Origin of the sequence: Lysinibacillus sp. RC46, assembly GCF_041262385.1 — a bacterium.
In the GTDB taxonomy this organism is placed as follows: Bacteria; Bacillota; Bacilli; order Bacillales_A; family Planococcaceae; genus Lysinibacillus.
Genome location: NZ_JBGCCF010000030.1, coordinates 1 through 26,945, shown reverse-complemented (window position 1 = coordinate 26,945; position 26,945 = coordinate 1). Strand labels below are relative to the sequence as shown.

At 37.5% G+C, this 26,945-nt stretch carries 20 protein-coding genes and 1 other annotated feature; of the genes, 15 read left to right on the top strand and 5 right to left on the bottom strand.

Annotated features, from left to right (window positions below):
• The first annotated feature begins 6 nt into the window (after positions 1-6).
• Positions 7-1,509, top strand: a complete 1,503-nt coding sequence (locus ABH966_RS21495) for an alanine/glycine:cation symporter family protein (RefSeq protein WP_370081982.1) — start codon at positions 7-9, stop codon at positions 1,507-1,509.
• A gap of 161 nt (positions 1,510-1,670) precedes the next feature.
• Positions 1,671-2,309, top strand: a complete 639-nt coding sequence (locus tag ABH966_RS21490; RefSeq protein ID WP_370081980.1) for a superoxide dismutase — start codon at positions 1,671-1,673, stop codon at positions 2,307-2,309.
• 215 nt (positions 2,310-2,524) lie between these two features.
• Here the strand turns inward: ABH966_RS21490 and mnmM are convergent, their stop codons facing one another.
• Together mnmM and mnmL are read right to left on the bottom strand one after the other, a co-directional pair.
• On the bottom strand, positions 2,525-3,103 hold the full coding sequence (gene mnmM, locus ABH966_RS21485; RefSeq protein WP_370081978.1) for a tRNA 5-(aminomethyl)-2-thiouridylate-methyltransferase MnmM: 579 nt from the start codon (positions 3,101-3,103) through the stop codon (positions 2,525-2,527).
• Positions 3,100-4,056, bottom strand: a complete 957-nt coding sequence (mnmL, locus tag ABH966_RS21480; RefSeq protein ID WP_370081976.1) for a tRNA modification radical SAM protein MnmL/YtqA — start codon at positions 4,054-4,056, stop codon at positions 3,100-3,102. Before mnmL ends, mnmM begins: the two co-directional genes overlap by 4 nt.
• A 272-nt stretch (positions 4,057-4,328) precedes the next feature.
• Here mnmL and ABH966_RS21475 point away from each other — a divergent pair, with 272 nt between their 5' ends.
• From ABH966_RS21475 to ABH966_RS21435, 9 genes are all read left to right on the top strand, one after another.
• Positions 4,329-5,507: an MDR family MFS transporter gene (locus ABH966_RS21475; protein WP_370081974.1), complete on the top strand. Its 1,179-nt coding sequence runs from the start codon at positions 4,329-4,331 to the stop codon at positions 5,505-5,507.
• Positions 5,508-5,680: 173 nt separating this feature from the next.
• A complete protein-coding gene (locus ABH966_RS21470; RefSeq protein ID WP_370081972.1) occupies positions 5,681-6,028 on the top strand; it encodes an ArsR/SmtB family transcription factor in 348 nt (115 codons plus the stop codon).
• Between the two features lie 65 nt (positions 6,029-6,093).
• Positions 6,094-7,818 (top strand): SulP family inorganic anion transporter, encoded by a 1,725-nt coding sequence (locus tag ABH966_RS21465; RefSeq protein WP_370081970.1) that lies wholly within the window; start codon positions 6,094-6,096, stop codon positions 7,816-7,818.
• Between the two features lie 666 nt (positions 7,819-8,484).
• The gene (dhaK, locus tag ABH966_RS21460) at positions 8,485-10,236 is read left to right on the top strand and encodes a dihydroxyacetone kinase subunit DhaK (protein ID WP_370081968.1); all 1,752 of its coding nucleotides are present in this window, start codon (positions 8,485-8,487) and stop codon (positions 10,234-10,236) included.
• Between the two features lie 100 nt (positions 10,237-10,336).
• Positions 10,337-10,548, top strand: a binding site (T-box leader).
• Positions 10,549-10,636: 88 nt separating this feature from the next.
• The gene (gene leuS, locus ABH966_RS21455; protein WP_370081966.1) at positions 10,637-13,051 is read left to right on the top strand and encodes a leucine--tRNA ligase; all 2,415 of its coding nucleotides are present in this window, start codon (positions 10,637-10,639) and stop codon (positions 13,049-13,051) included.
• 323 nt (positions 13,052-13,374) lie between these two features.
• Positions 13,375-13,896 (top strand): sigma-70 family RNA polymerase sigma factor, encoded by a 522-nt coding sequence (locus tag ABH966_RS21450; RefSeq protein ID WP_370081964.1) that lies wholly within the window; start codon positions 13,375-13,377, stop codon positions 13,894-13,896.
• On the top strand, positions 13,883-14,821 hold the full coding sequence (locus ABH966_RS21445; RefSeq protein WP_370081962.1) for a hypothetical protein: 939 nt from the start codon (positions 13,883-13,885) through the stop codon (positions 14,819-14,821). The genes ABH966_RS21450 and ABH966_RS21445 overlap by 14 nt, the downstream gene beginning before the upstream one ends.
• A gap of 933 nt (positions 14,822-15,754) precedes the next feature.
• Positions 15,755-17,026 carry an L-lactate MFS transporter gene (locus ABH966_RS21440; protein WP_370081960.1) on the top strand — a complete coding sequence of 424 codons (1,272 nt, stop codon included), beginning with the start codon at positions 15,755-15,757 and terminating at the stop codon, positions 17,024-17,026.
• Positions 17,027-17,415: 389 nt separating this feature from the next.
• Entirely contained in the window at positions 17,416-18,108 is a 693-nt protein-coding gene (locus tag ABH966_RS21435) for an AIM24 family protein (protein ID WP_370081958.1), read from the top strand.
• 106 nt (positions 18,109-18,214) lie between these two features.
• Here the strand turns inward: ABH966_RS21435 and ABH966_RS21430 are convergent, their stop codons facing one another.
• Together ABH966_RS21430 and ABH966_RS21425 are read right to left on the bottom strand one after the other, a co-directional pair.
• Positions 18,215-19,465, bottom strand: a complete 1,251-nt coding sequence (locus ABH966_RS21430; RefSeq protein WP_370081956.1) for a BaiN/RdsA family NAD(P)/FAD-dependent oxidoreductase — start codon at positions 19,463-19,465, stop codon at positions 18,215-18,217.
• A 101-nt stretch (positions 19,466-19,566) separates the two neighbouring features.
• The gene (locus ABH966_RS21425; RefSeq protein WP_370081954.1) at positions 19,567-19,773 is read right to left on the bottom strand and encodes a hypothetical protein; all 207 of its coding nucleotides are present in this window, start codon (positions 19,771-19,773) and stop codon (positions 19,567-19,569) included.
• Between the two features lie 290 nt (positions 19,774-20,063).
• Between ABH966_RS21425 and asnB the strand changes: the two genes are divergently transcribed.
• From asnB to ABH966_RS21405, 4 genes are all read left to right on the top strand, one after another.
• Positions 20,064-21,911, top strand: a complete 1,848-nt coding sequence (gene asnB, locus ABH966_RS21420; RefSeq protein ID WP_370081952.1) for an asparagine synthase (glutamine-hydrolyzing) — start codon at positions 20,064-20,066, stop codon at positions 21,909-21,911.
• Positions 21,912-22,376: 465 nt separating this feature from the next.
• Complete coding sequence (locus tag ABH966_RS21415) at positions 22,377-23,990, top strand: putative polysaccharide biosynthesis protein (RefSeq protein ID WP_370081950.1); 1,614 nt, start codon at positions 22,377-22,379, stop codon at positions 23,988-23,990.
• A gap of 9 nt (positions 23,991-23,999) precedes the next feature.
• Entirely contained in the window at positions 24,000-24,713 is a 714-nt protein-coding gene (locus tag ABH966_RS21410) for a pseudouridine synthase (RefSeq protein WP_370081948.1), read from the top strand.
• Positions 24,714-24,888: 175 nt separating this feature from the next.
• The gene (locus ABH966_RS21405) at positions 24,889-26,403 is read left to right on the top strand and encodes a GGDEF domain-containing protein (RefSeq protein ID WP_370081946.1); all 1,515 of its coding nucleotides are present in this window, start codon (positions 24,889-24,891) and stop codon (positions 26,401-26,403) included.
• Between the two features lie 244 nt (positions 26,404-26,647).
• On the opposite strand, the gene ABH966_RS21400 is transcribed toward ABH966_RS21405, so the two are convergent.
• Complete coding sequence (locus ABH966_RS21400) at positions 26,648-26,794, bottom strand: hypothetical protein (RefSeq protein ID WP_370081944.1); 147 nt, start codon at positions 26,792-26,794, stop codon at positions 26,648-26,650.
• Positions 26,795-26,945: the final 151 nt, after the last annotated feature.

The window sequence follows — 26,945 nt, the reverse complement described above, 5'->3', positions numbered from 1 at the left end:
GGGAAAATGGAAACAATCGTTGGGAAAATTAATGAGATTTTATGGGGACCGTGGTTTATTTATGGCATTTTGTTAATTGGGCTCTTTTTTTCAATTATCACACGGTTCCTACAAGTAAGACACATTAAAGATATGTTTGTTTTAATGTTTAAAGGCGAAAAATCGGATAAGGGGATTTCATCTTTCCAAGCGATGTCTATCGCATTGTCTGGTCGAGTAGGTACAGGTAACATTGCCGGTACAGCTACAGCAATCGGGATGGGGGGACCTGGTGCTGTTTTTTGGATGTGGGCAATCGCATTTATCGGTGCGGCAACTGCTTACGTTGAGTCGACATTGGCTCAAATTTATAAAGAAGAGAAAGATACAGAATATCGTGGTGGGCCAGCTTTTTACATAGAAAAAGGAATGGGGCAAAAGTGGTTTGCAGTTATATTTGCTGTTGCCGCATTAGCTGCCATGTTAATTTTGATGCCGGGTGTTCAATCGAATGCAATTGCTACAGCTGTTGAAAACGCTTTCGATATTAAGACTTGGATTACAGGACTTATTATTGTCGTATTATTAGGTACTATTATTATCGGTGGTATTAAATGGATTGCCAATGCTGCGCAGATCATTGTACCGTTTATGGCATTAGCATATATTCTGATGGCCATCATCATTATTGCAATGAATATTAAAGAAGTACCAGCTGTATTTTCATTAATTTTTTCTAGCGCATTTGGTGCACAAGAAATCTTTGGTGGTATTATTGGCTCCGCTATTGCATGGGGGGTTAAACGTGGTATTTATTCAAATGAGGCAGGTCAGGGGACAGGGGCGCATCCAGCAGCAGCTGCAGAGGTATCGCATCCTGCTAAACAAGGTATCGTTCAAGCAGCTTCTGTGTATATTGATACTTTATTAATCTGTACAGCTACAGCATTTATGATTTTATTTACTGGTATGTATAATGTACACGATGAAAAAGCGGGTACTGATTCATTTGTTTATGTTGGCGATTTCAATAAAGGCGGATTAACTGGAGAAGAACAAATCACATTTGCGAAAAGTATTAAAGAAGGCGCAGCATACACACAATATGCAGTAGACTCTTCACTACCAGGTTTTGGTGGACCATTCGTAGCGATTGCCTTATTCTTCTTTGCTTTTACGACAATTATGGCATACTACTACATAGCCGAAACAAATGTGGCTTATTTATTCTCAGGAGCTACAGAGAAAGTCGTCATATGGCTGGCTAAATTTGCAATTTTAATTTCTGCGTTTTACGGTACAGTCCGCACATCCGATCTTGCTTGGGCGATGGGGGATGTTGGATTAGGTCTAATGGTTTGGATTAACGTTTTAGCGATTTTAATTATTATGAAGCCTGCTATAGTAGCATTAAAGGACTATGAGAAACAGAAAAAAGAAGGAAAAGATCCTGTTTTTGATCCTCGTAAACTAGGAATTAAAGGTGCAGATTTCTGGATAGATTATAATGAAAAACGTAAAAATAAATAGACAATAAAGAGAAAGCTATCTAATAGAATTTAACATTCTATTAGATAGCTTTTTTGTTTTATAAAAAATTTCTATTGACGGCAATAGAAAAAGAAGGTATATTTTGTCTTAAGGAAATTATCTTTCCTTTGAGAAACTTTTTTTGGGGAGGAGGTGAAAAATTGACTGTGTTCCATTTACCGAAACTATCATATGATTATGATCAGTTGGAGCCCTATATTGATGCTAGAACGTTAGAGATTCATCATTCTAAGCATCACGCTACGTATGTAAATAATTTAAATGCGGCCTTAGAAGGTCAAAAGGATTTACAAAATCAGTCGTTGGAAGATTTATTAAGCAATCTTGATGTGCTACCAGCAGATATTCAAACAGCTGTACAAAATAATGGTGGAGGACACTATTGCCATAGTTTATTTTGGGATTTGATGAGTCCCAATGGCGGTGGTGAGGCAAATGCTGATATTGGAAAGGCGATTGATTATTATTTTAAAACGTTTGATAATTTTCAGGATCAGCTATCTAATGCAGCGATTACCCGCTTTGGAAGTGGGTATGGATGGCTAGTGCTGGATGGCGAACAATTAACCATTATGAGTACAGCTAACCAAGAAACGCCTTTAAAAGAGGGGAAAATTCCTCTACTCATTATTGATGTATGGGAGCATGCGTATTATTTGAAATATCAAAATCGTCGACCTGAATTTGTTACGAATTGGTGGAATACTATCGATTGGGATAAAGTCAATCAGCGATATGTGGATGCAATGAAACGACAAACACTTTTAAAATCTAACTAAGTTAATTAAGGTAATTTGACATGAAAGTAAAAATTAAGTACTCCTCCCTATCCCCCGCGCCATCGGGGGATATTTTCTTTTCTAAAATCAATTATGCTTCGGCATAATTGTAGCTGACGCTTTGCTTTCGCTACAGAAAAAAATTGCTGAAAGAAGTTAAAAAAGCATGATTCCAATGCTTTATCGGAATCATGCCTCATATTGAAACGTTCTAACTAACTTAACGAGTAATCTTTCATTTTCTCCAAAGCAATCACAAAGGGAGGATCATTTTGTTGATTTAGAAACTCGTATTTTAATACATGTACATATTTTTGGGGAAGTTGACTGACATAATCTATTACAGCATCTCGTTCTTCCTTACCACCCGGATGACCATGATAAATGACAAGGACAATAAGACCACCGATTTTTAGCATCTTTAGCAAATCTCCAATTGCTTGTATCGTAGTATTTGGCTGTGTAATGATGTCGTGATTACTACCAGGCAAATAACCGAGATTAAAGATTGCAGCAGCTACAGGCTTGTGGACATAGTTGGCTACTTCTTCATGCCCTCTATTTAAAACAAGTGCACGATGCTCTAAGCCATTGTCTAAAAGGCGGTGGAGAGTTGCATCAACAGCGCTCTTTTGAACATCAAAGGCGTATACTTGACCTTCATCGCCGACAAGTTGTGCTAAAAATAATGTGTCGTGGCCGTTTCCTGCTGTGGCGTCTACTACAGTATCGCCCTCTTCAACTGTATCTTTTATCAGCTGTTGTGCATATTGTAAAACGCGTTGTAGCTTCATTTGGCAACCTCAGCTTGATAAAATTTCCCTTGCCAGCTTCCACGGCGTTCTAGCTCTGCATCAATACCATTTAATACTTCCCATTTATTAACACTCCACATTGGGCCAATCATTAAATCAATTGGTCCATCACCTGTAATACGGTGAATAACCATATCTGGTGGTAGAATTTCAAGTTGATCTGCCACTAGTTTTGTGTAAATGTCCTGATCTAAAAATTCTAACATGCCCTTTTCATATTGCTTAACCATTGGAGTACCTTTTAAAAGGTGGAGTAAATGAATTTTAATGCCTTGTACGTCAAGTTTTGCGACTTCACGAGCAGTTTCCATCATCATGTCATAGTCTTCAAGAGGAAGGCCATTAATAATGTGAGAGCATACACGAATACCATGCTTTCGTAGCTTTTCAACACCTTCCACATATGTTGCATAGTCGTGGGCACGGTTGATAAGATTTGCAGTTTTTTCATGCACAGTTTGAAGCCCAAGTTCAATCCACAAATAAGTACGCTCGTTTAATTCAGCTAAATATTCGACTACATCATCTGGTAGACAGTCTGGGCGTGTTGCAATGGATAATCCAACAACACCCTCTTGAGCCAATGCTGCTTCAAATTTTTCCTTTAATACAGGAAGTGGTGCATGTGTATTTGTATATGCTTGGAAGTAAGCCATATATTTGCCGTCCTTCCATTTTTGATGCATTTTGTCACGTATTTCAGCAAATTGCACCTCGATAGGATCAACTTTGTTGCCCGCAAAATCACCTGAACCTGCTGCACTACAAAACGTACAACCTCCGAAGGCAACCGTACCATCACGATTTGGGCAGTCAAAGCCCGCGTCTAGTGCTACTTTAAAAACTTTATGACCAAATTGCTCACGTAAATAGCGATTCCATGTATAATACCTTTTTCCATCTGAAGGAAAAGGAAAGTTTGTTTCTGTCATTTATTTCACTCCTCTAACACTATATTTTATCACGTGCTAGTGCTTCCGTCATGAGGGAAGAATTTAATATTATGTGAATGACCTGAGCGATTGATGAGGGAAGCCAAACGAAAAGTACATCGACAGGAGTAAATCATATGAGGATGGCCGAAAAAACTACACAGTAAATATTCTAAATCCTATGTGAAAAGAGTAAATTTATTTTTCTTGTACTTTTGTATTTTTCAACATAAACTAACTATTTAGAGTAGCGAAATAATGGAGGATATTTTATGCCAAAAAGCGTTTGGTTTTTAATTATCGGAATGCTTGTGAACACGACGGGCAATTCATTTTTATGGCCTTTAAATGCCATTTATATGCACGATTATTTAGGGAAGTCCCTTGCGATGGCTGGCTTTGTGTTGATGCTGAATTCTGCTGCTGGCGTAATAGGAAATCTCTTAGGTGGTTATTTATTTGATAGAATAGGTGGCTATAAATCAACAATGCTAGGCATTCTGTTAACGATTGCCTCATTAATAGCTTTAACGATTTGGCACGGCTGGCCACATTATGTGTGGATTTTAACGATACTCGGCTTTAGTGGAGGTATTGTATTCCCAGGAATGTTTGCTTTAGCTGGAACTGCGTGGCCTGAGGGTGGACGAAAGGCCTTTAACGCAATTTATTTAGCTCAAAATTTAGGAGTAGCAATTGGTCCTGCACTTGCCGGCGTTGTTGCTGATTATAAATTTGACTACGTCTTTAAGGTCAACTTAGCTATGTATATTTTGTTCTTTTTTATAGCGTTTTTTACTTTTAAACGATTAGAAGCGGGGAGCATTGCACCGATGAATGTCGTGGGTGAAAGTAAGCGAATTATAAATAAAGCGCCGTTTTATGCATTATTAATTATAAGTTCTTCCTCTGTACTATGCTGGCTCGCTTATTCACAATGGAGTGCGACTATTTCTTCCTATACGCAAGATCTAGGATTAGGATTGAAACAGTACAGCTTACTTTGGACTATTAATGGTCTGCTTATCGTTTTAGGGCAACCGCTAATTGCGCCGCTAGTGAAACGTTGGGAAAATAAATTAAAGCGTCAATTAGTATTAGGCGTTATCCTTATCGCAATATCCTTTGGAATCATTGCATTTGCAAGTGATTTTAAAATGTTTGGAGCAGCAATGGTAGTGCTAACTTTTGGTGAAATGTTTTATACGCCTGCTTTACCTACCATCGCCAATCAGCTTGCACCAAAAGGGCGTCAGGGCTTTTATCAAGGGATTATTAATAGTGCGGCAACAACTGGTCGTATGATTGGCCCTCTATTTGGTGGTATTATGGTCGATCAGTTTGGCATGATTGTACTCGTATTAATCCTAGTAATTATAGTATTGTTTGCGATTATTCCATGCCTTATCTATGATTATCCTTTACGAAAGAATAAAACAGTGATAGATTAATAGGTTAAATTTAACAAAGAATTTCCGAAAACGAGCAAAAACTGTGTGGGAAACACGTTTTTTGCTCGTTTTTTAATGTTTGATATTGAAAGTTTGCTTATAGTAGCGTACAATCAATCATACATATTCAAATATTTGAATATATGAAAATGAAGTTCCGTGGAGGGATTTATGTGGAAGAGAGCTTGCAGCAATTTAAGGCAGATTTTTTTAAAGCTTTAGCACATCCATTACGAATTAGAATATTGGAATTACTAGTAGACGGTAAGAAAAATGTCAATGAAATTCAAAGCTGCTTAGAAAAAGAGGGCTCAGCTGTTTCTCAGCAATTAAGTGTATTACGAGGCAAAAATATTGTGCATGGGACGAAAGAGGGGAAAAAAGTTTACTATTCTTTAAGCGATCCGATGATTGGAGAATTACTAGGTGTAACAAAAGATATTTTCAACAATCACTTGATAAATACAATTTCAAGATTAGAAGAAATGACTATTAACGAAAATAATGAAGAAGATATGTAAATTTTGTAGACTGTGTTCTTATGAAACATTTACCTTGCTTATTATTTTGAAGGGAAGATTTATAGATGAAGTCACTGTTTACAGGACGATATGAAGGATATTCTGTTCATCATTTGAAGAAAGATTTAATCTCAGGGACTATTGTCGGGATTGTAGCAATACCACTGGCAATGTCCTTTGCCATTGCGTCAGGTGTTAAGCCTGAGTATGGAATATATACAGCTTTTATTGCTGGAATACTAATTTCTCTTTTGGGTGGTTCGAAGTTTCAAATCGGAGGACCTACAGGTGCGTTTGTGCCAATTCTGCTAGGGGTAGTCATTTCATATGGCTATGAAAACTTACTTATCGCTGGATTAATGGCAGGGGTTATTTTGTGCTTAATGGGGATATTTAAACTTGGCTCATTAATAAAATTTATCCCACGTCCCGTGACAATAGGTTTTACAGCAGGAATTGCAGTTATTATTTTTACAGGCCAAATTGCTAATTTCTTAGGTTTGACTAATATTAAAAGACATGAGTATTTTATTGACAATGTAAAAGAAATTGTTATGCATATTGGTACAACAAACTTTTATAGTGTTTTAACGGCAATCATTAGTCTGATCATTATTTTAATAACACCGAAAGTTTTACCCAAAGTTCCAGGGGCGTTAGCAGGCATTGTTGTTTCTACATTAGTTGCAACGTTCTTTTTTTCTGGACAAGTTGCCACAATCGCAACGGCCTATGGTCAAATTCCAAATACATTACCGAATTTTGCGATTCCAGATATCACATGGGAGCGAATTCAGCTACTTATTGGACCAGCCTTTGTGATTGCTATGCTAGGCGGAATTGAATCACTTCTATCTGCAGTAGTAGCGGATGGAATGACAAATACAAAACATAATAGTAATCGCGAATTTGTTGGTCAAGGAATTGCTAATATCGTCACTCCTTTCTTTGGGGGGATCCCTGCAACAGGGGCTATTGCGCGTACTGCGACAAATATTAAAACAGGTGCAGTATCACCAATATCAGGTATTATTCACGGTGTATTTGTATTAGTTACTTTATTATTACTAGCGCCCTTTGCTTCACATATTCCGTTAGCAAGTATGGCTCCAGTTTTAATGGTCGTGGCTTGGAATATGAGTGAGCAAAAGCATTTTGCGCATATCATTAAATTAAAATCAGGAGATTCCCTCGTTTTAATGATTACGTTTTTACTGACTGTTTTTACAAGCTTAACATTAGCTGTAGAGGTTGGACTTGTGTTAGCAGTCGTATTATTTGCGAAGCGTATGAGCGAAAAGCTTGTAGTAACAAAAGTATTACCGGATCATTCGAAAGAGAGTGGGAAGGTACAATCACATGTTGTCCACCAGAAACGTGACTGTCCACAAATTAGTATTTATACAATTGAGGGTCCTCTTTTCTTTGGCGCAGCTCAAACTTTTGAGGAGGCAATTGTAAGTTCCATTCAACAACAACAAAAAGTTTTGATATTACGCATGAGCAAAGTGCCCTTTTTGGATACGACAGGTGAGACATATTTTGGTAATGTCATCCGGAATTTTAAAGCTCAGGGTGGCACTATTTTAGTTACAGGTGTGCAAGATGAATTGAAATTAGCGCTACAAAAAAATGGTTTATATGCTGAAATTGGTGAAGAGAATTTCTATCAGCGTACAGGAGAAGCGATTAATAAGTCTTTAAGTTATTTAGATACAAATAAATGTATTGGATGTAAGCACTTTGCTTTCCGTGAATGTCAGGAATTATCCCGCGTTAACGGGCAGTAGTTATCTGAAGAAAAACTGCCCGTAAACGCCCGATTGGTGAAGACTAATAAGCAGTGGGGATGGAGAAAATCCCCACTGCTTAAAGTTTCACTTTATCCCGCGTTAACGGGCAGTAGTTATCTGAAGAAAAACTGCCCGTAAACGCCCGATTGGTGAAGACTAATAAGCAGTGGGGATGGAGAAAATCCCCACTGCTTAAAGTTTCACTTTATCCCGCGTTAACGGGCAGTAGTTATCTGAAGAAAAACTGCCCGTAACGCCCGATTGGTGAAGACTAATAAGCAGTGGGGATGGAGAAAATCCCCACTGCTTAAAGTTTCACTTTATCCCAACCTAACGGGCAGTAGTTTATTCTCACCGAAAGTGAAGCAACAGGTAAAGTCTCTCACCTCGGAATTCTACGAAAATGTAGAAGTTAGATGGGGGATGAACTGTATGAGAGATTATGATAATCATCTCTACAACAAAAAAGGCCGAGTGTCTTTAGACAAATCGTTCATTTTGTCCTTTCGAGATAAAGCGCTTTCATTTTGCTATAATTAATAAGAATATGCTTTCAAATAATAGAAATCATATCATAGTAGAAATCTTCTATGAATAATTATAGAAGTATGAATATGAATAGGCTGCGAAGAATGTAACCAAGCTTACAGGGGAGGAATAAAAATGAAGAAAATTATGAATCAACCTGAAACACTCGTTATGGAAATGTGCAATGGGATGGTTATGGCTCATCCGGAACTTGAGTTGTTAAAAAAATATAAAATAATTAAGAAAAAAGAAATGAATGAAAATAAGGTAACTTTAATTAGCGGTGGCGGTAGTGGGCATGAACCGGCACATGCGGGGTTAGTAGGGAAAGGAATGCTGGATGCTGCAGTATGCGGTGACGTCTTTGCTTCTCCTTCGCAAATACAGGTATATCAAGCAATTAAAGCAACAGCTAGCAAAAAAGGTACACTGCTTATTATTAAAAATTACAGCGGAGATATTATGAACTTTAAAAATGGTGCCCACTTAGCTACTGAGGATGGCATTCAAGTAGAGTACGTCCGCGTAAATGATGATATTGCAGTAGAGGATAGTCTTTATACAGTAGGAAGACGCGGCGTTGCTGGGGTTGTGTTAGTGCATAAAATCGCTGGTGCTGCAGCAGAAGAAGGTTTGGATTTGATGCAAGTCAAAGCTGCTGCGGAAAAAGCAGCGGCAAATGTTCGAACAATTGGTCTAGCACTAACTTCCTGTACGGTTCCAGCTAGTGGATCACCGACTTTCAAATTGGATGAAGATGAGATGGAATATGGCGTCGGTATTCATGGAGAGCCAGGGAGAAAACGTGAAAAAGTTATGGCCGCAGATGAATTAGCTTTTCGTATGACAAATGACCTTGTGAAAGATTTAAGATTAGATAAAGATGCTGAAATTGCTGTTCTAGTAAATGGTTTTGGCGGTACACCGCTTCAAGAACTTTATCTGTTTAACAATGCAGTGACTAGAGAGTTGAGTAAAAGAAATATACGAATCAATAGAACGTTTGTCGGCAATTACATGACAAGTATTGATATGGCTGGGATTTCTCTAACAGTAATGAAACTAGATAATGAGCTGAAAACATTACTATCGAAAGAATGTAATACACCTGCATTTAAGGTAGAGGGACCGGTTGATAATGTAGAGTACGTAGATATTAATGACAACTTGGAAGAGAAACAAGTTGTCTTTGAGACGGAAACAGTGGAAGAACACGCTATTATCAAGAGTGAGGTAATCACATTAAATAATATAATTTATCTCGTAGATAAAATGAGTGAAATTATTATCAAGAACGAAGTACCTTTCTGCGAATTAGATACACATGCAGGAGATGGCGATTTCGGAATGAGCGTCGCAAAAGGATTTAAGCAATTAAAACGAGAATGGAGCTCGATTCTAGGTCAGGAACATTTAAATATTGGGACTTTCCTTGATGCGAGTTCTATGGTAATTATGGAGCATTGCGGAGGAGCTTCTGGACCCATTTGGGGAGGGGCTTTCCGAGCTGCGGGTAAAGCTGTAGAAGGAAAAATGGAATTAACGGTCGGAGAGTTTGCTGAAATGTTACAAGTTGCGCTTAAAGGCATACAGTCTATCGGTGAGCGCTCTTTCGGAAGAGGGGCAGAGGTAGGCGATAAAACGCTTGTAGATGCGCTTGTACCTTGTGTAAATGTTTGGACAGAAAGCGCTGCAGCTGGTGCGGATTTTAAAACTGCCTTTGAAAAAGGGGCAGAGGCAGCTGTTAAAGGAGCAGAATATACAAAAGAAATTGTTGCTCGAATGGGTCGCGCTGGTACAGTTGGTGAAAGAAGTCTAGGTTATCCGGATGCTGGTGCTTATGCGCTAGGGGTTATTTTTACGGAGCTTTCTCGTAGTTTAAAATAGATACAGTCTAACAAATAGGGTTTGAATTGTTCAATAATGGGTAGTATGTAAACAAAGTCTTGTGCTTTTCAGTACTTTCCATTAGAATAAATGCAATACATGTAAGACAATGATGAGGAATAGTAAATTTGTGTTTCTTTTTAGAGAGCTAGCGGTTGGTGGGAGCTAGTAGGAAAGCAAATTGAACTCGCCTTCTGAGTCTGCCCGAGTGAAACAGCTCGTGCCGTTCCTTCCGCGTTAAGGAAGCTAAAGCCGAGTGTGATCACTAATGTGGGTGGTACCGCGGGAGATACGAATTCTCTCGTCCCTTTCTGACAAAGAAAGGGGCGAGTTTTTTTATTTTTTAAATATTTTGTCAATTCTTCAAGAAAAGTATGACGCATTCAAAGGAGGAAAAATAATGAGTTTTAATCATCAACAAATTGAAAAAAAGTGGCAGCAATATTGGGCAGATAACAAAACTTTCAAAACTGAAAATGAAACTGAAAAACCAAAATTTTATGCATTAGATATGTTCCCGTACCCATCTGGTGCAGGTCTTCATGTAGGACATCCAGAGGGCTACACAGCGACAGACATCCTTTCACGCTTCAAGCGCATGCAAGGCTATAACGTCCTACATCCTATGGGCTGGGACGCATTCGGTTTACCAGCAGAACAATACGCACTTGATACAGGAAATGACCCAGCAGAATTTACAGCGAAAAATATTGCGACATTCAAGCGTCAAATCCAAGAGCTAGGCTTTAGCTATGATTGGGATCGTGAAATTAACACAACAGATCCAGAATATTATAAGTGGACACAATGGATCTTTATCCAACTTTATAAAAAAGGTTTGGCTTATATAGATGAAGTAGCTGTAAACTGGTGTCCGGCACTAGGAACAGTACTTGCAAACGAAGAAGTAATTGATGGAAAATCAGAGCGTGGTGGTCACCCTGTAGAACGTCGTCCGATGAAACAATGGATGCTTAAAATTACTGCCTTTGCTGATCGTTTAATCGACGACTTAGAGGAAGTTGATTGGCCAGAGTCTATTAAGGATATGCAGCGTAACTGGATTGGTCGTTCGGAAGGTGCAGAAGTAACATTTAGTATAGATGGAACAGATGAAAACTTCACAGTGTTTACAACTCGTCCTGATACGTTATTTGGTGCTACATACTGTGTTCTTGCACCTGAGCATCAATTAGTGGAGCAAATTACAACTGCTGAACAACGTCAAGCTGTTGAAGCTTATTTAGATAAAGTAAAAATGAAATCTGATCTAGAGCGTACAGATCTAGCGAAAGAAAAAACAGGCGTATTCACAGGTGCCTATGCAGTGAATCCAATTAACGGTAAGAAAATGCCGATTTGGATTGCAGACTACGTGTTAGTATCATATGGTACAGGTGCAATCATGGCGGTTCCGGCACATGATGAGCGTGACTATGAATTTGCAACAGAATTTGGTTTAGAAATTATTCCTGTTCTTGAAGGTGGAGACATTAGTAAAGAAGCATTTACAGGAGATGGTAAGCACATTAACTCTGACTTCCTTGATGGCTTAAACAAAGAGGACGGTATTGCTAAGGCAATTCAATGGCTTGAGGAAAAAGGAGTAGGGGAGAAGAAAATCTCTTACCGTCTTCGCGACTGGTTATTCTCTCGTCAACGTTACTGGGGAGAGCCAATTCCTATGATTCATTGGGAAGATGGTACAACGACGCCAGTACCGGAATCAGAATTACCATTAGTGCTACCAAAAACAGATAATATTCGTCCTTCAGGTACGGGTGAATCTCCGTTAGCGAACATTGCTGAATGGGTAAATGTTGTTGATCCTGAAACAGGCAAAAAAGGTCGTCGCGAAACGAACACGATGCCACAGTGGGCAGGTTCTAGCTGGTACTTCATACGTTATATTGACCCAACTAATAAAGAAGCAGTTGCGGACCCTGAGTTACTGAAACGCTGGTTACCAGTTGATATTTATATCGGTGGGGCAGAGCATGCCGTATTACACTTACTATACGCTCGCTTCTGGCACAAAGTATTATACGATTTAGGTGTTGTACACACGAAAGAGCCATTCCACAAATTATTTAACCAAGGGATGATTCTTGGTGAAGGTAATGAAAAAATGTCTAAATCAAAAGGCAATGTCGTTAACCCTGATGAAATCATTTCTTCACACGGTGCGGATACTTTACGTCTATATGAAATGTTCATGGGTCCACTAGAAGCATCTGTTGCATGGTCAACAAATGGCTTGGACGGGGCACGTCGCTTCTTAGATCGTATTTGGCGTCTATTTGTCAATGAAGATGGTACAATCGCTGCGAAAATTCAAGCTTCTGATGACAAAACACTTGAAAAATCATATCATCAAACTGTGAAAAAAGTGACAGAGGATTACGAAGGTATTCGCTTCAATACAGCTATTTCACAAATGATGGTATTCATCAATGATTGCTACAAAGCCGATGTTATTCCAACAGCTTACGCTGAAGGTTTTGTGAAGATGCTAGCTCCAATGGTTCCACACGTTGCTGAAGAGTTATGGCAGATTTTAGGTCATGCCGAAACACTTTCATATGCGCAATGGCCAACATATGATGAGTCTAAACTTGTTGATGATGAAGTGGAAGTCGCTGTTCAAGTTGCCGGCAAAGTACGTGCAAAAATCATCGTAGCAAAAGATGCTTCAAAAGAGGAAATCGAAAAAGTAGCACTTGCAGATGGTAAAGTACAAGAGTATATGGAAGGCAAAAACTTAGTGAAGATTATTGTCATTCCAGGCAAGCTTGTTAACATCGTCGTTAAATAAATGAGGGAAACAACTTTAATATGCTTCTATAAAAGTTAAGATTACTTGTTACAGAACAGGTGAGTCTTAATGGAAGCACTTTTGATGGTTGGATCATTTCATTAATATATGATAAAAGGCAGAATCAAATTTTGATTCTGTCTTTTTACATTTTATCGAACGTCCCCAGCCGGAACGAGAACGGGAATTAACCACACGTTTTAGTGCTGAAACATTTGTATCTTTTAATATTAGCCCCGTTTACTATGAAAAAATTGTTTTCTACTGAAACCAACTGAGATTTCGATACGACTATAGTGTGAATGGGAATAGGAGGTGTTTGTTTGAGTGAGCATTTAGCAAATATTATGAATGAACATGGTGAATATTGTCTTCGAGTAGCTTATTTATATGTTAAAGACTGGGCAATTGCTGAAGAAATCGTTCAAGATGTATTTTTTGCTTATTACCAGCAACAAGAGCGCTTTGAACAACGATCCTCACTAAAAACATATTTAGTAAAAATAACAGTACATAAAAGCCATGACTATTTACGGAGCTGGAAAAATAAGCGTCATATTTTATTTGAAAAATTGCACATAGGAGCCAGTAAGCGGACGCCTGAAACAAATTTGCTTGAGGAGGATGAGCGGAGAATTTTAACAGCATCTTTGTTTGAGCTTCCAATCACCTATCGAGAAGTAATTATTCTTTATTATTATCAAGAATTAAAGGTTCGAGAGATAGCAGAGGTTCTTGCATGTACAGAAAATACAGTGAAGACAAGACTTCGCAGAGCTAGGCAAATATTGCAGGAAAAACTGGACTCGAGTCATTGGGAGGTGCTAGAAGATGACATCTTTTAAGGATAAACTGGATAAAGAGCTTGGAGAAGCCCCGCGTTTTTCACAACAATTGCAGGAGCGAATTTTGCAAAATGTTTCTCAGCAAAATAAACAACCTAGTAGATGGCGATATCCGACGATTATCATTGGAGCTGTCGTGACGATCCTCTTTTTAATTGTAGTTGGGCCATGGAAACAAGTAGACATAGCTAAACATGCTAGCATTGTTGAACTAGCCCAACATGAAAATATTGAACAATTTACCATTGCGCAGAATTGGCAGGAAGATACCTTTAAGGCAGGAAGAACTGGCTGGATTTTTGGACAACAAGCTTATAAAACAGATCCGGAAACAACGCTCATTGCCGATGTACTAAAGAAGGCGGTTATATCGAAGAAGGACACAGATTATTATGCATTTAGTGATGTATGGGTGGAGTTTGATAATGGGCAGGCTGTGCAGCTAAAAATGTTCTTAAACGATGAACAGCTAGCTTTTAGCGATCGACATACAAATATCTTTTACAAGGTGAAAGACGACGTTATTGCATCAGCATTTATTGCCCTTATGCAAAAAGATGGGAAGGATTTTAGTTTCGGTGAGATGTTTACTTTTTTACTCATTGTTCTCTTTTTAGAGTGGCTTTTAGAAAAAGCAATTCGAAAAAAGTTTAACATTCCAAAGGAGCCGAAATATATAAATACAGGCCATCAACGTTCAACGTATATTGCTATGTTTATAAAAGGGGCGATTTTTATTGTATTTAATATATATGGATGGTTTTTATATACAGCTGGAGTATGCGCATTTCTAGCAGTCTTCACTGTAGATTCTATTGTGATTGACTATTATTATGGGCGTGAGGAAAAAAGGCATTATATATCGATTGCTTCATTTCTTGCACTATTGCCAATAATTATTGTATTTTTTATTTATTTTCTATAAAAGAGGAAACGAACGAAAAGAGATGCTCGAATTATTTTAGAGCATCTCTTTTTGATACATATAATCGTCTAAAATTGACGGACTTTAATTGAATAATAGCAACCAAAGTGATAATTGAGGTATAAAAACAACAAATAATAAAATTAAAATCATATAAAGAACTAGTTATTTTTTACATAAATGATCCTATTTCGAAATTTTATTCCGATTACAATGTTGGTAAAATATTACTGTTTTTACTTGTGTGCCATAGCAAATGTTTTTGTTATAACTGATTGGTTTAGTAATCTATAATTTAAAAAAGTAGGACTATCCACTGTTAAAAAGAATGTGCAGGATTCATTTTAAATAAAAAAATATATATTTGAATAATAAAAATGGATGGGTAGTGATGATTCATTTTGAAATATACAAAATGTGTATTGGGTTTATTTAATTGGATATCCATTAAAAGTTAAATGAATCATTTAATAATGTTTTTTAGCATCCTTTTACGAGGAGGAAATTCGTTTATTTAAGCTTTAAAATTCTCTTTTATTCTAAAAATTTCTACATATTGATTATCTTTTTGTGTCCTATTAAAGAAATGTGCAGGATTAATGAGAGTTAGAAAAAATGCAATATACATAGATTGCATGTGAAAATATGCACAAAATTAATTATATCAAAATAATTTATGTGTAACTTGATAATAGAGTAGAAAAATAATATTAGCTGAAAAATGTTGGGGTTTTCGTTTAATAAACATCTATTTACTTAGAGGCTGTAAGGTTTTCGTTATAAAATTACTAGGGTAAAAAATAAAATACTTTTTGGAGAAATAATATTTTTTGAAAAAACATCTTGCATTTGAATAATTCTAAGTGTTAAATTGTTTTCAGGGACGTTCATAAAACTTTCACAGGTAGCAAAAGAGGGGAGAAAAGAGAAATTATGAATAAAAATAGATGGTTAATTGCATTATCCGCAATCGCTATTCATCTTTCGATCGGTGGAGCATATGCATACAGTGTATACAAGCTACCGATTGTTACAGAGATGGGATGGAGTGAAACAAACGTAACGGTTGCCTTCACAATAATGATGGGGCTTGCTGGTTTTTCAGCAGCATTATTCGGTAACTTAGTAGAAAAAATGGGGCCACGTAAATCTGCAATGATAGCAGCTGTTCTATTTGGGGCAGGACAAGCTGGTGCAGGTGTAGCAATTTCAATGGATTCCGTAACATTGTACTGGTTAACATATGGTTTACTAAGTGGATTGGGTATGGGTATTGGTTATATTGCACCTGTATCGACATTAGTAAAATGGTTCCCGGATCGCCGCGGTTTAGCAACAGGTATGGCTGTACTTGGATTTGGTTCAGGGGCACTTATTACAGCGCCGGTCGCAGCTAACTTAATGGAGGCTGTAGGTATTTCTACAACGTACTTTATTTTAGGGGCAAGTTATTTCACGTTAATGATTTTAGGGGCTTCATATATAGCACCGCCTAAACCTGGTTATATGCCAGCGAATATGAAGGCTGCTGCAGATAATGGTAAAGACGTAGTGAAAAAAGATTTAGCTGTCATGTCAGCACGTGAAGCTGTAAAAACTAAGCATTTCTGGATGCTTTGGTCGATGCATTTAGTAAACGTAACAGCAGGTATTATGATGATTTCTGTTGCATCTCCAATGGCTCAAGAAATTGTAGGATTATCAGTTGCGGGAGCCGCAGCAATGGTAGGAATAATGGGATTATTTAATGGTGGTGGTCGTTTAGTATGGGCTGCTGTGTCTGACTATATTGGTCGTTCGAACGTCTTTGTAATTTTCTTTATCGCACAGCTAGTTACATTTATCGTCTTACCGCATACAACAAACGTTATTATTTTCCAAGCACTTATTTTCTTAGTTGTTAGTTGCTATGGTGGAGGTTTCTCGAATCTACCTGCATTTGCAAGTGATTTATTCGGTACGAAACAACTTGGAGTTATTCATGGTTATTTATTAACAACTTGGTCATTAGGTGGTATTTTTGGACCGCTTTTAGTGAGCACAATTAAAAATTCTTATGGAAGTTATATTCCAGTATTCTATGTGTTTACAGGATTAATAGCTGCTTCATTAATTATTTCATTAACATTACGTGCAGATGTACGTAAACGAACAGCATTAAAAGAAGCTTCTCAAAAGGTTGGAGACGTCTCCGCTACACAATAAATTATACTTTCAATTCGCACTTGAAGGTATCGGCCATATGAGTGTCATTTCGCACATGACGCTTGTATGGTCATTTTTTGTAGCTGTTGTTATATAACACTTGATTAATCTCTGTTTAATGTATAACAGTCGGTGTCTGATGTCAATATCATTACGGGAAATAAAGTGATTTCGCTACCAAAAGAGAAATTTTGTAACGGAAAGCGATTGAGGGGTTCATTTTCAAGAGGGCGATCAAACTGTTTTTTTGTCACCCCTTATGTTCCTCAATAAAGCTTGTTTAATTATATTAAGGGATAGAGGAGTCATCTAATAAAAAAGTAAACAGTATTGATTGAATCTTTTTAAAAGTTGAAACGTATATAAAATAAACAAGGAGGCTATGTGAAATGGGGAAGTTTTCTTTAAATGAATTTGTTAATAAAACACAGCAAGACGACAATGAAAATGAATATTTCGAGTTAGAAACTGAACGTGTATTGGAGGTCAACCTAAATGGCGAGGTTTGGTCGAAAATGGGCGCGATGATTTCTTACATAGGAGATATTAAGTTTGAGCGTGAGCGTGTGTTGGAACATGGCCTCGGTAAAATGTTTAAAAAAGCATTAACCGGCGAAGGTACACAACTTATGAAAGCGAAAGGTAAGGGGCGACTTTATTTAGCCGATCAAGGGAAAAAAATAACGGTCTTCGATTTAAAGGACGAAAGTATTTGTGTAAACGGCAATGATTTACTTGCCTTTGAGCCAAGTATTGATTGGGATATTCATTTAATGCGTAAAATGGCAGGCGTGATGTCAGGTGGGTTGTTTAATGTAACCTTACAAGGAAGAGGGAAGGTAGCTATCACAACTCATTTCGAACCGTTAACATTGTTAGTGAAGCCTGGTGAAACGGTCTATACAGATCCTCATGCCACAGTAGCATGGTCAGGTAATCTGGCACCAGAGTTTAAAACAGATATTAGCTTCCGAACATTTATCGGTCGTGGTAGTGGCGAATCCATTCAAATGGCGTTTTCAGGTGAAGGATTTGTCATCATTCAACCATTTGAGGAAGTATATATGTCTAAAGATAGCTAAAAAAGCGTGTCCATTTCGGGACACGCTTTTTATTATGATGAGAAGTAACTTGAATCGCTGATAAGCTGCTGAAAATCGCTGATAGAAGTCTGAGATACAGGGTATATTAAAGTGCTGCATTCATCCCTGCAATACGTCCTGTAACGAGTGCAGATGTTATATTATAGCCTCCTGTGTAGCCATGAATATCAAGGATTTCTCCGCAGAAAAATAAACCAGCTTTTTTCTTTGAAGCCATTGTCTTCGGTTCAATCTCTTTAATAGAGACGCCACCTCCAGTGACGAATGCTTTTTCAAGGGATTGCGTACCACTAACTGTCATTGTGAAGTTGACGAGTAGTTTAGCTAAATTGCGGATTTTTTCCTGTGATAATTCAGTACCTGTCAGTTGTACATCGATGTCTGCACGTTCACATAAAAATAGAAGCCAGCTTTCAGGTGCAATTCCTTTCCAAACATTTTTCACCGCTTTTTTTGGATCTTCTTTAATGAGTCTGTTTAAATATTGCAGACACGTTTCTTCATTATAATCTACAAGTGTTTGAATACGCATTGTCACAGGCTCGTAACCTGTTTTCATTAATTCTTTCACTACAAATTGACTACAGCGTAAAACAGCAGGACCGCTTAATCCGAAATGAGTAAAGAGCATGTCCATTTGATGTGTGACGAGCACCTTGCCCTTTTTGTTTAGAACAGAGACAGCGACATCTCTTAGGGCAAGCCCCTGTAACTCACGAGCTTGAATAAAATCCTCTTTTGATAGAACAGGAACCTCAGTAGGGAAAAGAGTTGTAATTGTATGGCCAGCACGCTCTGCCCATGGATAACCATCTCCTGTTGAGCCTGTTTGTGGAACAGCTTTTCCGCCAACTGCAACGACTATTGCCTCACTACGAATTTCTGTGCCATCTGTAAGGCGTACCCCAAGAATTTTTTCCTCATCCATTAGAAGTTTATTAACAGGTGTGTTTAAGCGCACTTCAACATGTAGCCTCTGAAGCTGGCGAATAAGTGCATCTACAACATCTTGCGCGCGATTAGATACAGGGAACATACGCCCATGATCTTCCTCTTTTAATGCCACGCCAAGTCCTTCAAAAAATGTGATAATATCTTCGTTATTGTAAACCGTGAATGGGCTGTAAAGAAAACGACCGTTCCCGGGTATGTGCTTAACTATTTCTTCAACAGGTAAACGATTTGTGACATTACAGCGACCACCGCCTGAAATGGCCAATTTTTTGCCAAGCTTCGTCCCTTTTTCTAGTAATAATACTTTCTTTTTATGCTCTCCAGCAGCGATAGCAGCCATTAAACCGGATGGGCCACCACCGATAACGATAACATCGTACATATATTTAAACTCACTTTCTTTTCAAATTAGGAATCTTTCCTATTATACATGAAGTCTATATAGAGGGGCTTCTTTCACATTGAAAATAAAACAAAAGTATTTTATAATTCCTTATCTTCTACTTTAAGTAGCTTGTCACCATAACGTTGGGAATGACATGTGATAAAACTTTTGCTATGTATATCAGTTGATTGGAGTGGAGACTGGGCGACTCCTTGGGGATCAGCAATAGAGGAACGAAGGCTAAAACCATCACATCCTGTGATAACGCCTTCGTGACCAACATCGTGTTGGCCTAAGCGGCTCATCGGACGCCCCAAGGAAGCTTTGCTCTGCGCGAAAGCGAAGCGGCAGCTACAAAGCGCCCAGTCGGAACGGAAATCAACTCCACATTATGGTGAGGAGCTTAAGCGTGTAAAGTTTTGAAGGAAAATTGAGGTATTTTCGAGAGATAAAGTGCTCGTGGTGAACGAATAATCAGTGTAGAATAACCTCACTGATGAAAGTTTTGCTTTATCTATATTGTCTGTATGAAATGAATGTCTTTTCATGCTATTATGGTAAAGGTTAAGCACTAAATTATGAGGTGAAAAATAGAATGTGCGGATTTATAGGCTATATTAATGGAACAAATGTGATCGATCATCATCAAACGATCGAAAATATGATGAATACAATTATTCACCGTGGACCAGACAGCGGTGGGATTCACAGTGATGATAAAGTAACGTTAGGATTCCGTCGATTAAGTATTATCGACTTATCAGACGTGGCAAATCAGCCGTTGTACAGTGCAGATGGTAATATCGTTCTCGTATTTAATGGAGAGATTTTCAACTTCCAAGAGCTACGTGCTGATTTGGTTGAAAAAGGTCACAACTTTAAAACACACTCCGATAGTGAAGTTATTATTTATGGTTATGTTGAATACGGAGTAGAATTTGTCAAAAAGCTTCGCGGGATGTTCGCATTCTGTATTTGGGATAAAAAGAATGATTTACAATTCATCGCTCGTGATGGCTTCGGTATTAAGCCACTGTATTATACAGAAAACACAACAGATGGTACGTTTATTTTCGGTTCAGAAATTAAATCATTTTTACCACACCCAGCATTTATTAAAGAATTAAATAAAAATGCGCTACGTCCGTATCTGACGTTCCAATATTCTTCAATGGACGAAACGTTCTTTAAAGGTGTGTACAAATTACAACCAGCACACTATATGCTTATTCAAAATGGACAAAAGCAAATTGTGCAGTATTGGGATAAAAAATTCCATGCAAAAGAAGCTCCAATTGAAAAATATGTAGAAGACATTCGTACGACTGTAAGTGAATCAGTAGACGCGCATCAAATAAGTGATGTAAAGGTTGGTTCTTTCTTATCAGGTGGTATTGATTCAAGTTATATTACTTCATTATTACGCCCTGATAAATCCTTCTCTGTTGGTTTCTCTGACTACGAGGATATGTTTAATGAAACAAATTTAGCAAAAGATTTATCGGATACATTAAATATTCAAAATGAACGTAAATATATTTCGGCAGATGAGTGTTTTGAAGCATTACCAAAAATTCAGTGGCATATGGACGAGCCACAATCAAACCCATCTTCTGTACCGCTTTATTTCCTTTCTGAGTTAGCATCGAAGGATGTAACAGTAGTACTTTCAGGTGAAGGTGCGGATGAAATTTTTGGTGGCTACTCATGGTACCAAAACTCTGGTAAAATGCAAAAATATGAGAAAATCCCATTTGGTATTCGTAAAGCGTTACGTGGTATAGCAGAGGCGTTACCTAAAAATCAATATTCGAACTTCCTCGTTAAAGGTGGTCAAACAGTAGAAGAACGCTTCATTGGGGAAGCGGTTGTATGGGACGAAGAAGATGCATTAAATGTCTTGAAACCAGACTATAAAAATGGTCCATCTGTTAAATCGATTACAAAACGTATTTACGATGAGGTTCCAGGTGATGATGATGTTACTAAAATGCAGTATCTTGATTTAAATCTTTGGATGCCAGGTGATATTTTATTAAAAGCAGATAAAATGAGTATGGCTCATTCTATTGAATTACGTGTACCATTTTTAGATAAAGAAGTGATGGAATTAGCGAAAAACATTCCATCAAAATATCGCGTAAATGACATTGATACGAAATATGTTCTTCGTCAAGCTGCACATCAGGAATTACCTGAAGAATGGGCAAAACGGCCAAAGCTTGGCTTCCCAGTGCCAATTCGCCACTGGCTGCGTGAAGAAAAGTATTATAAGATGGTAAAAGAAATGTTTACAACTGACTTTGCCAATGAATTCTTTGATACAAAACAATTAGTAGGCTACCTAGATGAGCACTATGAAGAAAAAGCAAATCGTGGACGTTATATTTGGACAGCCTATGTGTTCTTAGTATGGTATAAACAATTTTTCGTAGATATGTAATAGAGAAGTAGCATTAATCGGTGGGGATTTTCTTAATCTCCACCGATTATTTTGAGCCTTCTACTTTCTATGGGAAGGGCACAACCACTATTTTTTTTATAGAGCTTCTAGAACTTTTTAATGTATTTGTGCGTCTGTATACCTATAAATATGTTAAGATTACAATTGGTTTACTTATTTAATATTTTGCGATGATGTGCTTTCTAGTTGTTTTGCTGAATTTTTTATTGGCGTAGTATTAAGATTTGAACAGTAAAGAACGTTTGAAACAACCCTGTAAAAGTGCTCGGGTAGCGGAAGAAACCGCTTGGGTACCCAGTGAAACTTCTCAGGTAGCAGAAAGAACTGCTCTAGAAGCAGGTTAAACCTCTAATGCTTTGAAAAAAGACTGCTCTGCATGTAGCAAATATTTTATAAGTGTTACGGTAATGAAAATATTGATTTTACGATGAATGGATGGGTACGATGTCCAATTTAATGAAAGGTACCGCGATATTAACAATGGGAATGTTTTTATCGAAGGTGCTCGGATTAATTTATATTTTTCCTTTTTATGCGATTGTGGGTGAGGAAAATGTTGCCCTCTATCAATATGCATATATTCCCTATTCGATAATGCTAGCAGTAGCCATCTCAGGTGCGCCAATTGCTGTATCCAAGTTTGTTTCTAAATACAATGCAATGGGTGATTATCAATCAGGCCGCAAACTTATGAAATCAGGCATACTTATAATGATGTGTACGGGGTTTGCGGCGTTTATTTTTCTTTTTGTGCTAGCTACGCCAATAGCGGGGCTTGTTATTAAAAGTGATGATCAGGCATTTACGGTAGAGCAAATTGCTTCAGTTATTCGCTGGGTTAGTTTTGCGTTAATTGTCGTGCCATTTATGAGCCTCTGGCGTGGATTTTTCCAAGGCTATGACAAAATGGAGCCTACAGCGGTTTCTCAGTTAGTGGAGCAAATTGTTCGTATTGTTGTATTATTGGGTGGTTCTTTCTTAGTTGTGGTAGTTTTCAAAGGGAAACCAGAAACAGCTGTTTCCTTTGCAGTATTTGCTGCATTTATTGGGGCAATTGGTGGGTTGCTAGTACTTTATTATTATTGGAAGAAGTATCAACCTGAATTTGATTTACTGCGCAGTCAAAGTGTGACGTCTACACAGCTACCAATGTCCAACATATATAAAGAAGTAATTACGTATTCAATTCCAATGGTATTTGTAGGCGTAGCCAATCCGTTGTTCCAATTAGTAGATATGCTGACATTTAATGGAGCTATGATATCTATAGGCTTAGCGGAAGTAACGGATAAGTATTTATCAATGATCAACTTTACAACACAAAAGGTTGTCATTATCCCAGTAATGTTAGCTACAGGTTTTTCGTCGGCACTAGTACCGACGATTACAAAGTACTTTACGCAAGGTGAATATTTATCGCTTCGACATGCAATGGATAAAACATATCAAATATTAATTTTTATTACATTGCCTGCGGTAGTTGGAATTTCATTGTTATCGAATGAAATTTACTTTATGCTCTATACTGAAAGCGAGATGGGTGCTATGATTTTAGCCCATTATGCACCTGTTGCTATTTTATTTGCATTATTCCAAGTGACAGCAGCTCTTTTACAGGGCATCGACTTCCAAAAGTGGATTGTCTTAAGCTTGTTAACTGGAATTTTAGTCAAGCTAGCGATTAACATTCCGTTAATTCGTTGGATGGAGGCAGATGGCGCACTCCTTGCTACAGCTATTGGCTATAGTGTTTCAATTATTATTAATATGCTTGTGTTACGAAAAACTCTGAACTACAAATCAGAAATGGTTATTCGTCGTGTCACGCTCATTTCTCTTTTGACAGCGGCAATGGCGGTAAGTGTATTACTCGTTCATAAACTTTTAGTGTTATTAATGGGACCGGTAAGTGGTAAATTCTCTGCATTAGTTTATTCTGTTATTTGTGCTGGAGTAGGTGTAGCAGTATATGGCTATTTGTCTTTACGCCTAGGCTTAGCACAAAAGCTTCTCGGTGAACGATTGACAAGAATTACAAACAAACTGGGGTTTAAATAGGGGGTACTAATGCGTTTAGATAAATTACTGTCGAATATGGGTTACGGGTCACGCAAGGAAGTTAAGCAGCTTCTAAAGCAAAAAGCGGTGACAGTAGATGGCGCATATGCGAAGGATGCAGCATTACATGTTGATCCTGACAAGCAGGATGTCTCCGTTTTTGGTGAACGTGTGAACTATACAGAATTTGTATACTTTATGATGAATAAACCTCCTGGTGTTATTTCTGCAACTGAGGATTTACGAGATGAAACTGTCATCGATTTGTTAGATCCTTTACATCAACATTTCCAGCCTTTCCCTGTAGGTCGATTAGATAAAGATACAGAGGGATTATTGTTGATAACAAATGATGGCATATTAGCCCATAATTTATTGTCTCCTAAAAAACATGTGCCGAAGGTTTACTATGCACAAATAGAAGGAATTGTGACAGAGGAAGACTGCGAGAAATTTGCTCAAGGTGTTGAGCTAGACGATGGTTATGTAACAAAACCAGGAGAGCTTATCATTTTAAAATCTGCTCAGCAATCAGAAATTGAGTTAACGATTCAAGAAGGTAAGTTTCATCAGGTGAAGCGTATGTTTGAGTCAGTTGGTAAACGTGTAATGTATTTAAAACGCCTATCGATGGGCAGCCTAAAGCTAGATGACAGTCTAGAATTAGGTGAATATCGAGAATTAACGGCTGAAGAACTAGCTTGCTTACAAATTAGGGATTAAAGAATTCCTCGATGCTAATATAGATTAGTATCGAGGCATTTTTTATATACATACTTATACCAGTAACTGTATAATTGATATAACTTTTGTGTGAAAAGCTATTTAGTCTATGGTACTAATAAATCTCTAAATGTTTCAGAAAATATGATGGTGAAAATAAGTAGAGGACAAGTTAATGAAAAACCTAAGAATTAAATTATTAATATCTTTAATTGCCTTTGCATTAATACTAGTGGGTGTGATTTTTTACGTTAATAGGCAAATACTTACTGAGGATATGAAGAAACAAGAAGTCATGAATAGAACATTAATTGAAAACCATATTCTTAAAGATATGCAGGCTGTAGATAATGCACATTTTTATTTTGATCAAAATCTCTCTGACAAAATGGAAGAAGTACTACGAAAACTAATTACTTATTATAAAGAAAACCCACATATAGCGAAGTGGGATTTACAGAAAATAAAAAGCGAAAATGGAATGGATGTGTACATACTCGACCAATCAAATACCGTAATTTATACAACTTTTGAAAAAGATAAAGGTTTAGCTTTTTCTCAATGTTGCCACCGTTTTTCTACTTTACTAGACAAACGTCGAGCAAGCGGAGAATTCTACACTGATGGTATTGATATTTCAACAACTACTGGGGGATATCGAAAATTTGGCTATTTAGCAACACCTGACAAGAAATATTTATTCGAGGTAGGTATAGACTTACTTGATGATCCTGTATTCCAAACTTTTAACTTCGGAAAGACTGCTGACTATCTAATAGATAAATATGCAGATTTGTTAGAAGTACAAACGATAAATGCGGGTGGGGTTTTCTTTGATGATTCTAAATCTCATGAAATAACTGTAAAAGATCAATCGAAAATGTTTCAAGAGCATTTTGAGCTAGCCAAAAAAACGATGAAGCCAACGGAATATCAAAAGGGGTTTAATAATGGTTATATTGAAAAGTACCGTTTTATACCATACGAAGCTGAAGCGGTTCGGGGAGAATCCTCGAAAAGAGTTGTATATGTGAAATATGGTAATTTCACAGAAATGAGAGCACTAACTAAAAATACAAAGCAGTTTCGAGTATTGCTTTGTATTGCCTTAGTAACTTCTTTCATCATGCTATTAGTCATCAACAAACTCCTTTCCAAAACGATTCATCTTGCAACATATGATCCTTTAACAAATGTTTATAATCGTGCTACCTATATTAGTAAAATGGATAAATTATTAAGACATAGGAAGACGAATCAACCGGGTTTATTGCTGTTAGATTTAGATAATTTTAAACAAGTAAATGATCGGTTTGGACATGTTGAAGGTGATAAAATTCTGATTGAAACAGCGAGAACTTTAAAACAAGAAGTGGGGAAGAATGGCTTTGTTGTAAGATTTGGTGGAGATGAATTTGCAATTGTTTTATATGATACGAAGGATGAATGTATGGGAAGATTAGCAAATTCTATTTTGGAGAAAATTCATCACTTGAAGTATGAGGATAAAGTTTCTATTGATAGATGGTCTGTACTTTCAGTCAGTATGGGCGGTGCTATTTGCATTCATCCAGATGAGTCAGAAAGAAGCTTATTTGAGCGTGCAGATAAGGCGTTGTATCAATCGAAAAATGCTGGGAAAGACCAATACACCAGTTATGAAGAAGCTCCTGCTAATGAAGAAAGCTAAAGCCACTTCCAATTTTTAAGGATAAAATTATATGCTCGCTCCATTCTTATTAGAGAGTCCAAGCAAGAAGTTAAAGCCTCCGAACGCAATTTGCCGAGGCATAATTGATATGCTTGAGATTCGCTGATAGAAATGGAGCGATTTTTTGTCAGAAGTTAAAATCCGTAAAAGCTTTATTACTTACATTATTTTGGCTCATCACCAAAAGTTGTGGATGACATTTGTTAAAACATATGCCATGTATTTAAGTTGATTGAAGTGAAGACTTGGCGACTACTTGGGGATCAGCATCAGACCCTTGAGCGAGGACATAGGGGAACGAAGGCTTAAAACCATCACGTCCTGTGATAACGCCTTCGTGACCAACATCGTGTTTGCCCAAGCGGCTCATCGGACGCCCCCAGAGGAAGCTTTGCTTTGTGCGAAAGCGAAGCGACAGCAACAAGGGTTTTATCTGTGCGAAAGCGAAGCGACAGCAACAAATGTTTTATCTGTGCGAAAGCGAAGCGACAGCAACAAGGGTTTTATCTGTGCGAAAGCGA

Coding starts and splice junctions, on each gene's coding strand:
- ABH966_RS21445 (WP_370081962.1), top strand. CDS start 13,883: ATGACATCTTTTAAGGATAAACTGGATAAAGAGCTTGGAGAAGCCCCG.
- ABH966_RS21400 (WP_370081944.1), bottom strand. CDS start 26,794: ATGAGCCGCTTGGGCAAACACGATGTTGGTCACGAAGGCGTTATCACA.
- ABH966_RS21415 (WP_370081950.1), top strand. CDS start 22,377: ATGTCCAATTTAATGAAAGGTACCGCGATATTAACAATGGGAATGTTT.
- ABH966_RS21465 (WP_370081970.1), top strand. CDS start 6,094: ATGAAGTCACTGTTTACAGGACGATATGAAGGATATTCTGTTCATCAT.
- ABH966_RS21410 (WP_370081948.1), top strand. CDS start 24,000: ATGCGTTTAGATAAATTACTGTCGAATATGGGTTACGGGTCACGCAAG.
- mnmL (WP_370081976.1), bottom strand. CDS start 4,056: ATGACAGAAACAAACTTTCCTTTTCCTTCAGATGGAAAAAGGTATTAT.
- mnmM (WP_370081978.1), bottom strand. CDS start 3,103: ATGAAGCTACAACGCGTTTTACAATATGCACAACAGCTGATAAAAGAT.
- ABH966_RS21475 (WP_370081974.1), top strand. CDS start 4,329: ATGCCAAAAAGCGTTTGGTTTTTAATTATCGGAATGCTTGTGAACACG.
- dhaK (WP_370081968.1), top strand. CDS start 8,485: ATGAAGAAAATTATGAATCAACCTGAAACACTCGTTATGGAAATGTGC.
- ABH966_RS21495 (WP_370081982.1), top strand. CDS start 7: ATGGAAACAATCGTTGGGAAAATTAATGAGATTTTATGGGGACCGTGG.
- ABH966_RS21435 (WP_370081958.1), top strand. CDS start 17,416: ATGGGGAAGTTTTCTTTAAATGAATTTGTTAATAAAACACAGCAAGAC.
- leuS (WP_370081966.1), top strand. CDS start 10,637: ATGAGTTTTAATCATCAACAAATTGAAAAAAAGTGGCAGCAATATTGG.
- ABH966_RS21430 (WP_370081956.1), bottom strand. CDS start 19,465: ATGTACGATGTTATCGTTATCGGTGGTGGCCCATCCGGTTTAATGGCT.
- ABH966_RS21405 (WP_370081946.1), top strand. CDS start 24,889: ATGAAAAACCTAAGAATTAAATTATTAATATCTTTAATTGCCTTTGCA.
- asnB (WP_370081952.1), top strand. CDS start 20,064: ATGTGCGGATTTATAGGCTATATTAATGGAACAAATGTGATCGATCAT.
- ABH966_RS21440 (WP_370081960.1), top strand. CDS start 15,755: ATGAATAAAAATAGATGGTTAATTGCATTATCCGCAATCGCTATTCAT.
- ABH966_RS21425 (WP_370081954.1), bottom strand. CDS start 19,773: ATGAGCCGCTTAGGCCAACACGATGTTGGTCACGAAGGCGTTATCACA.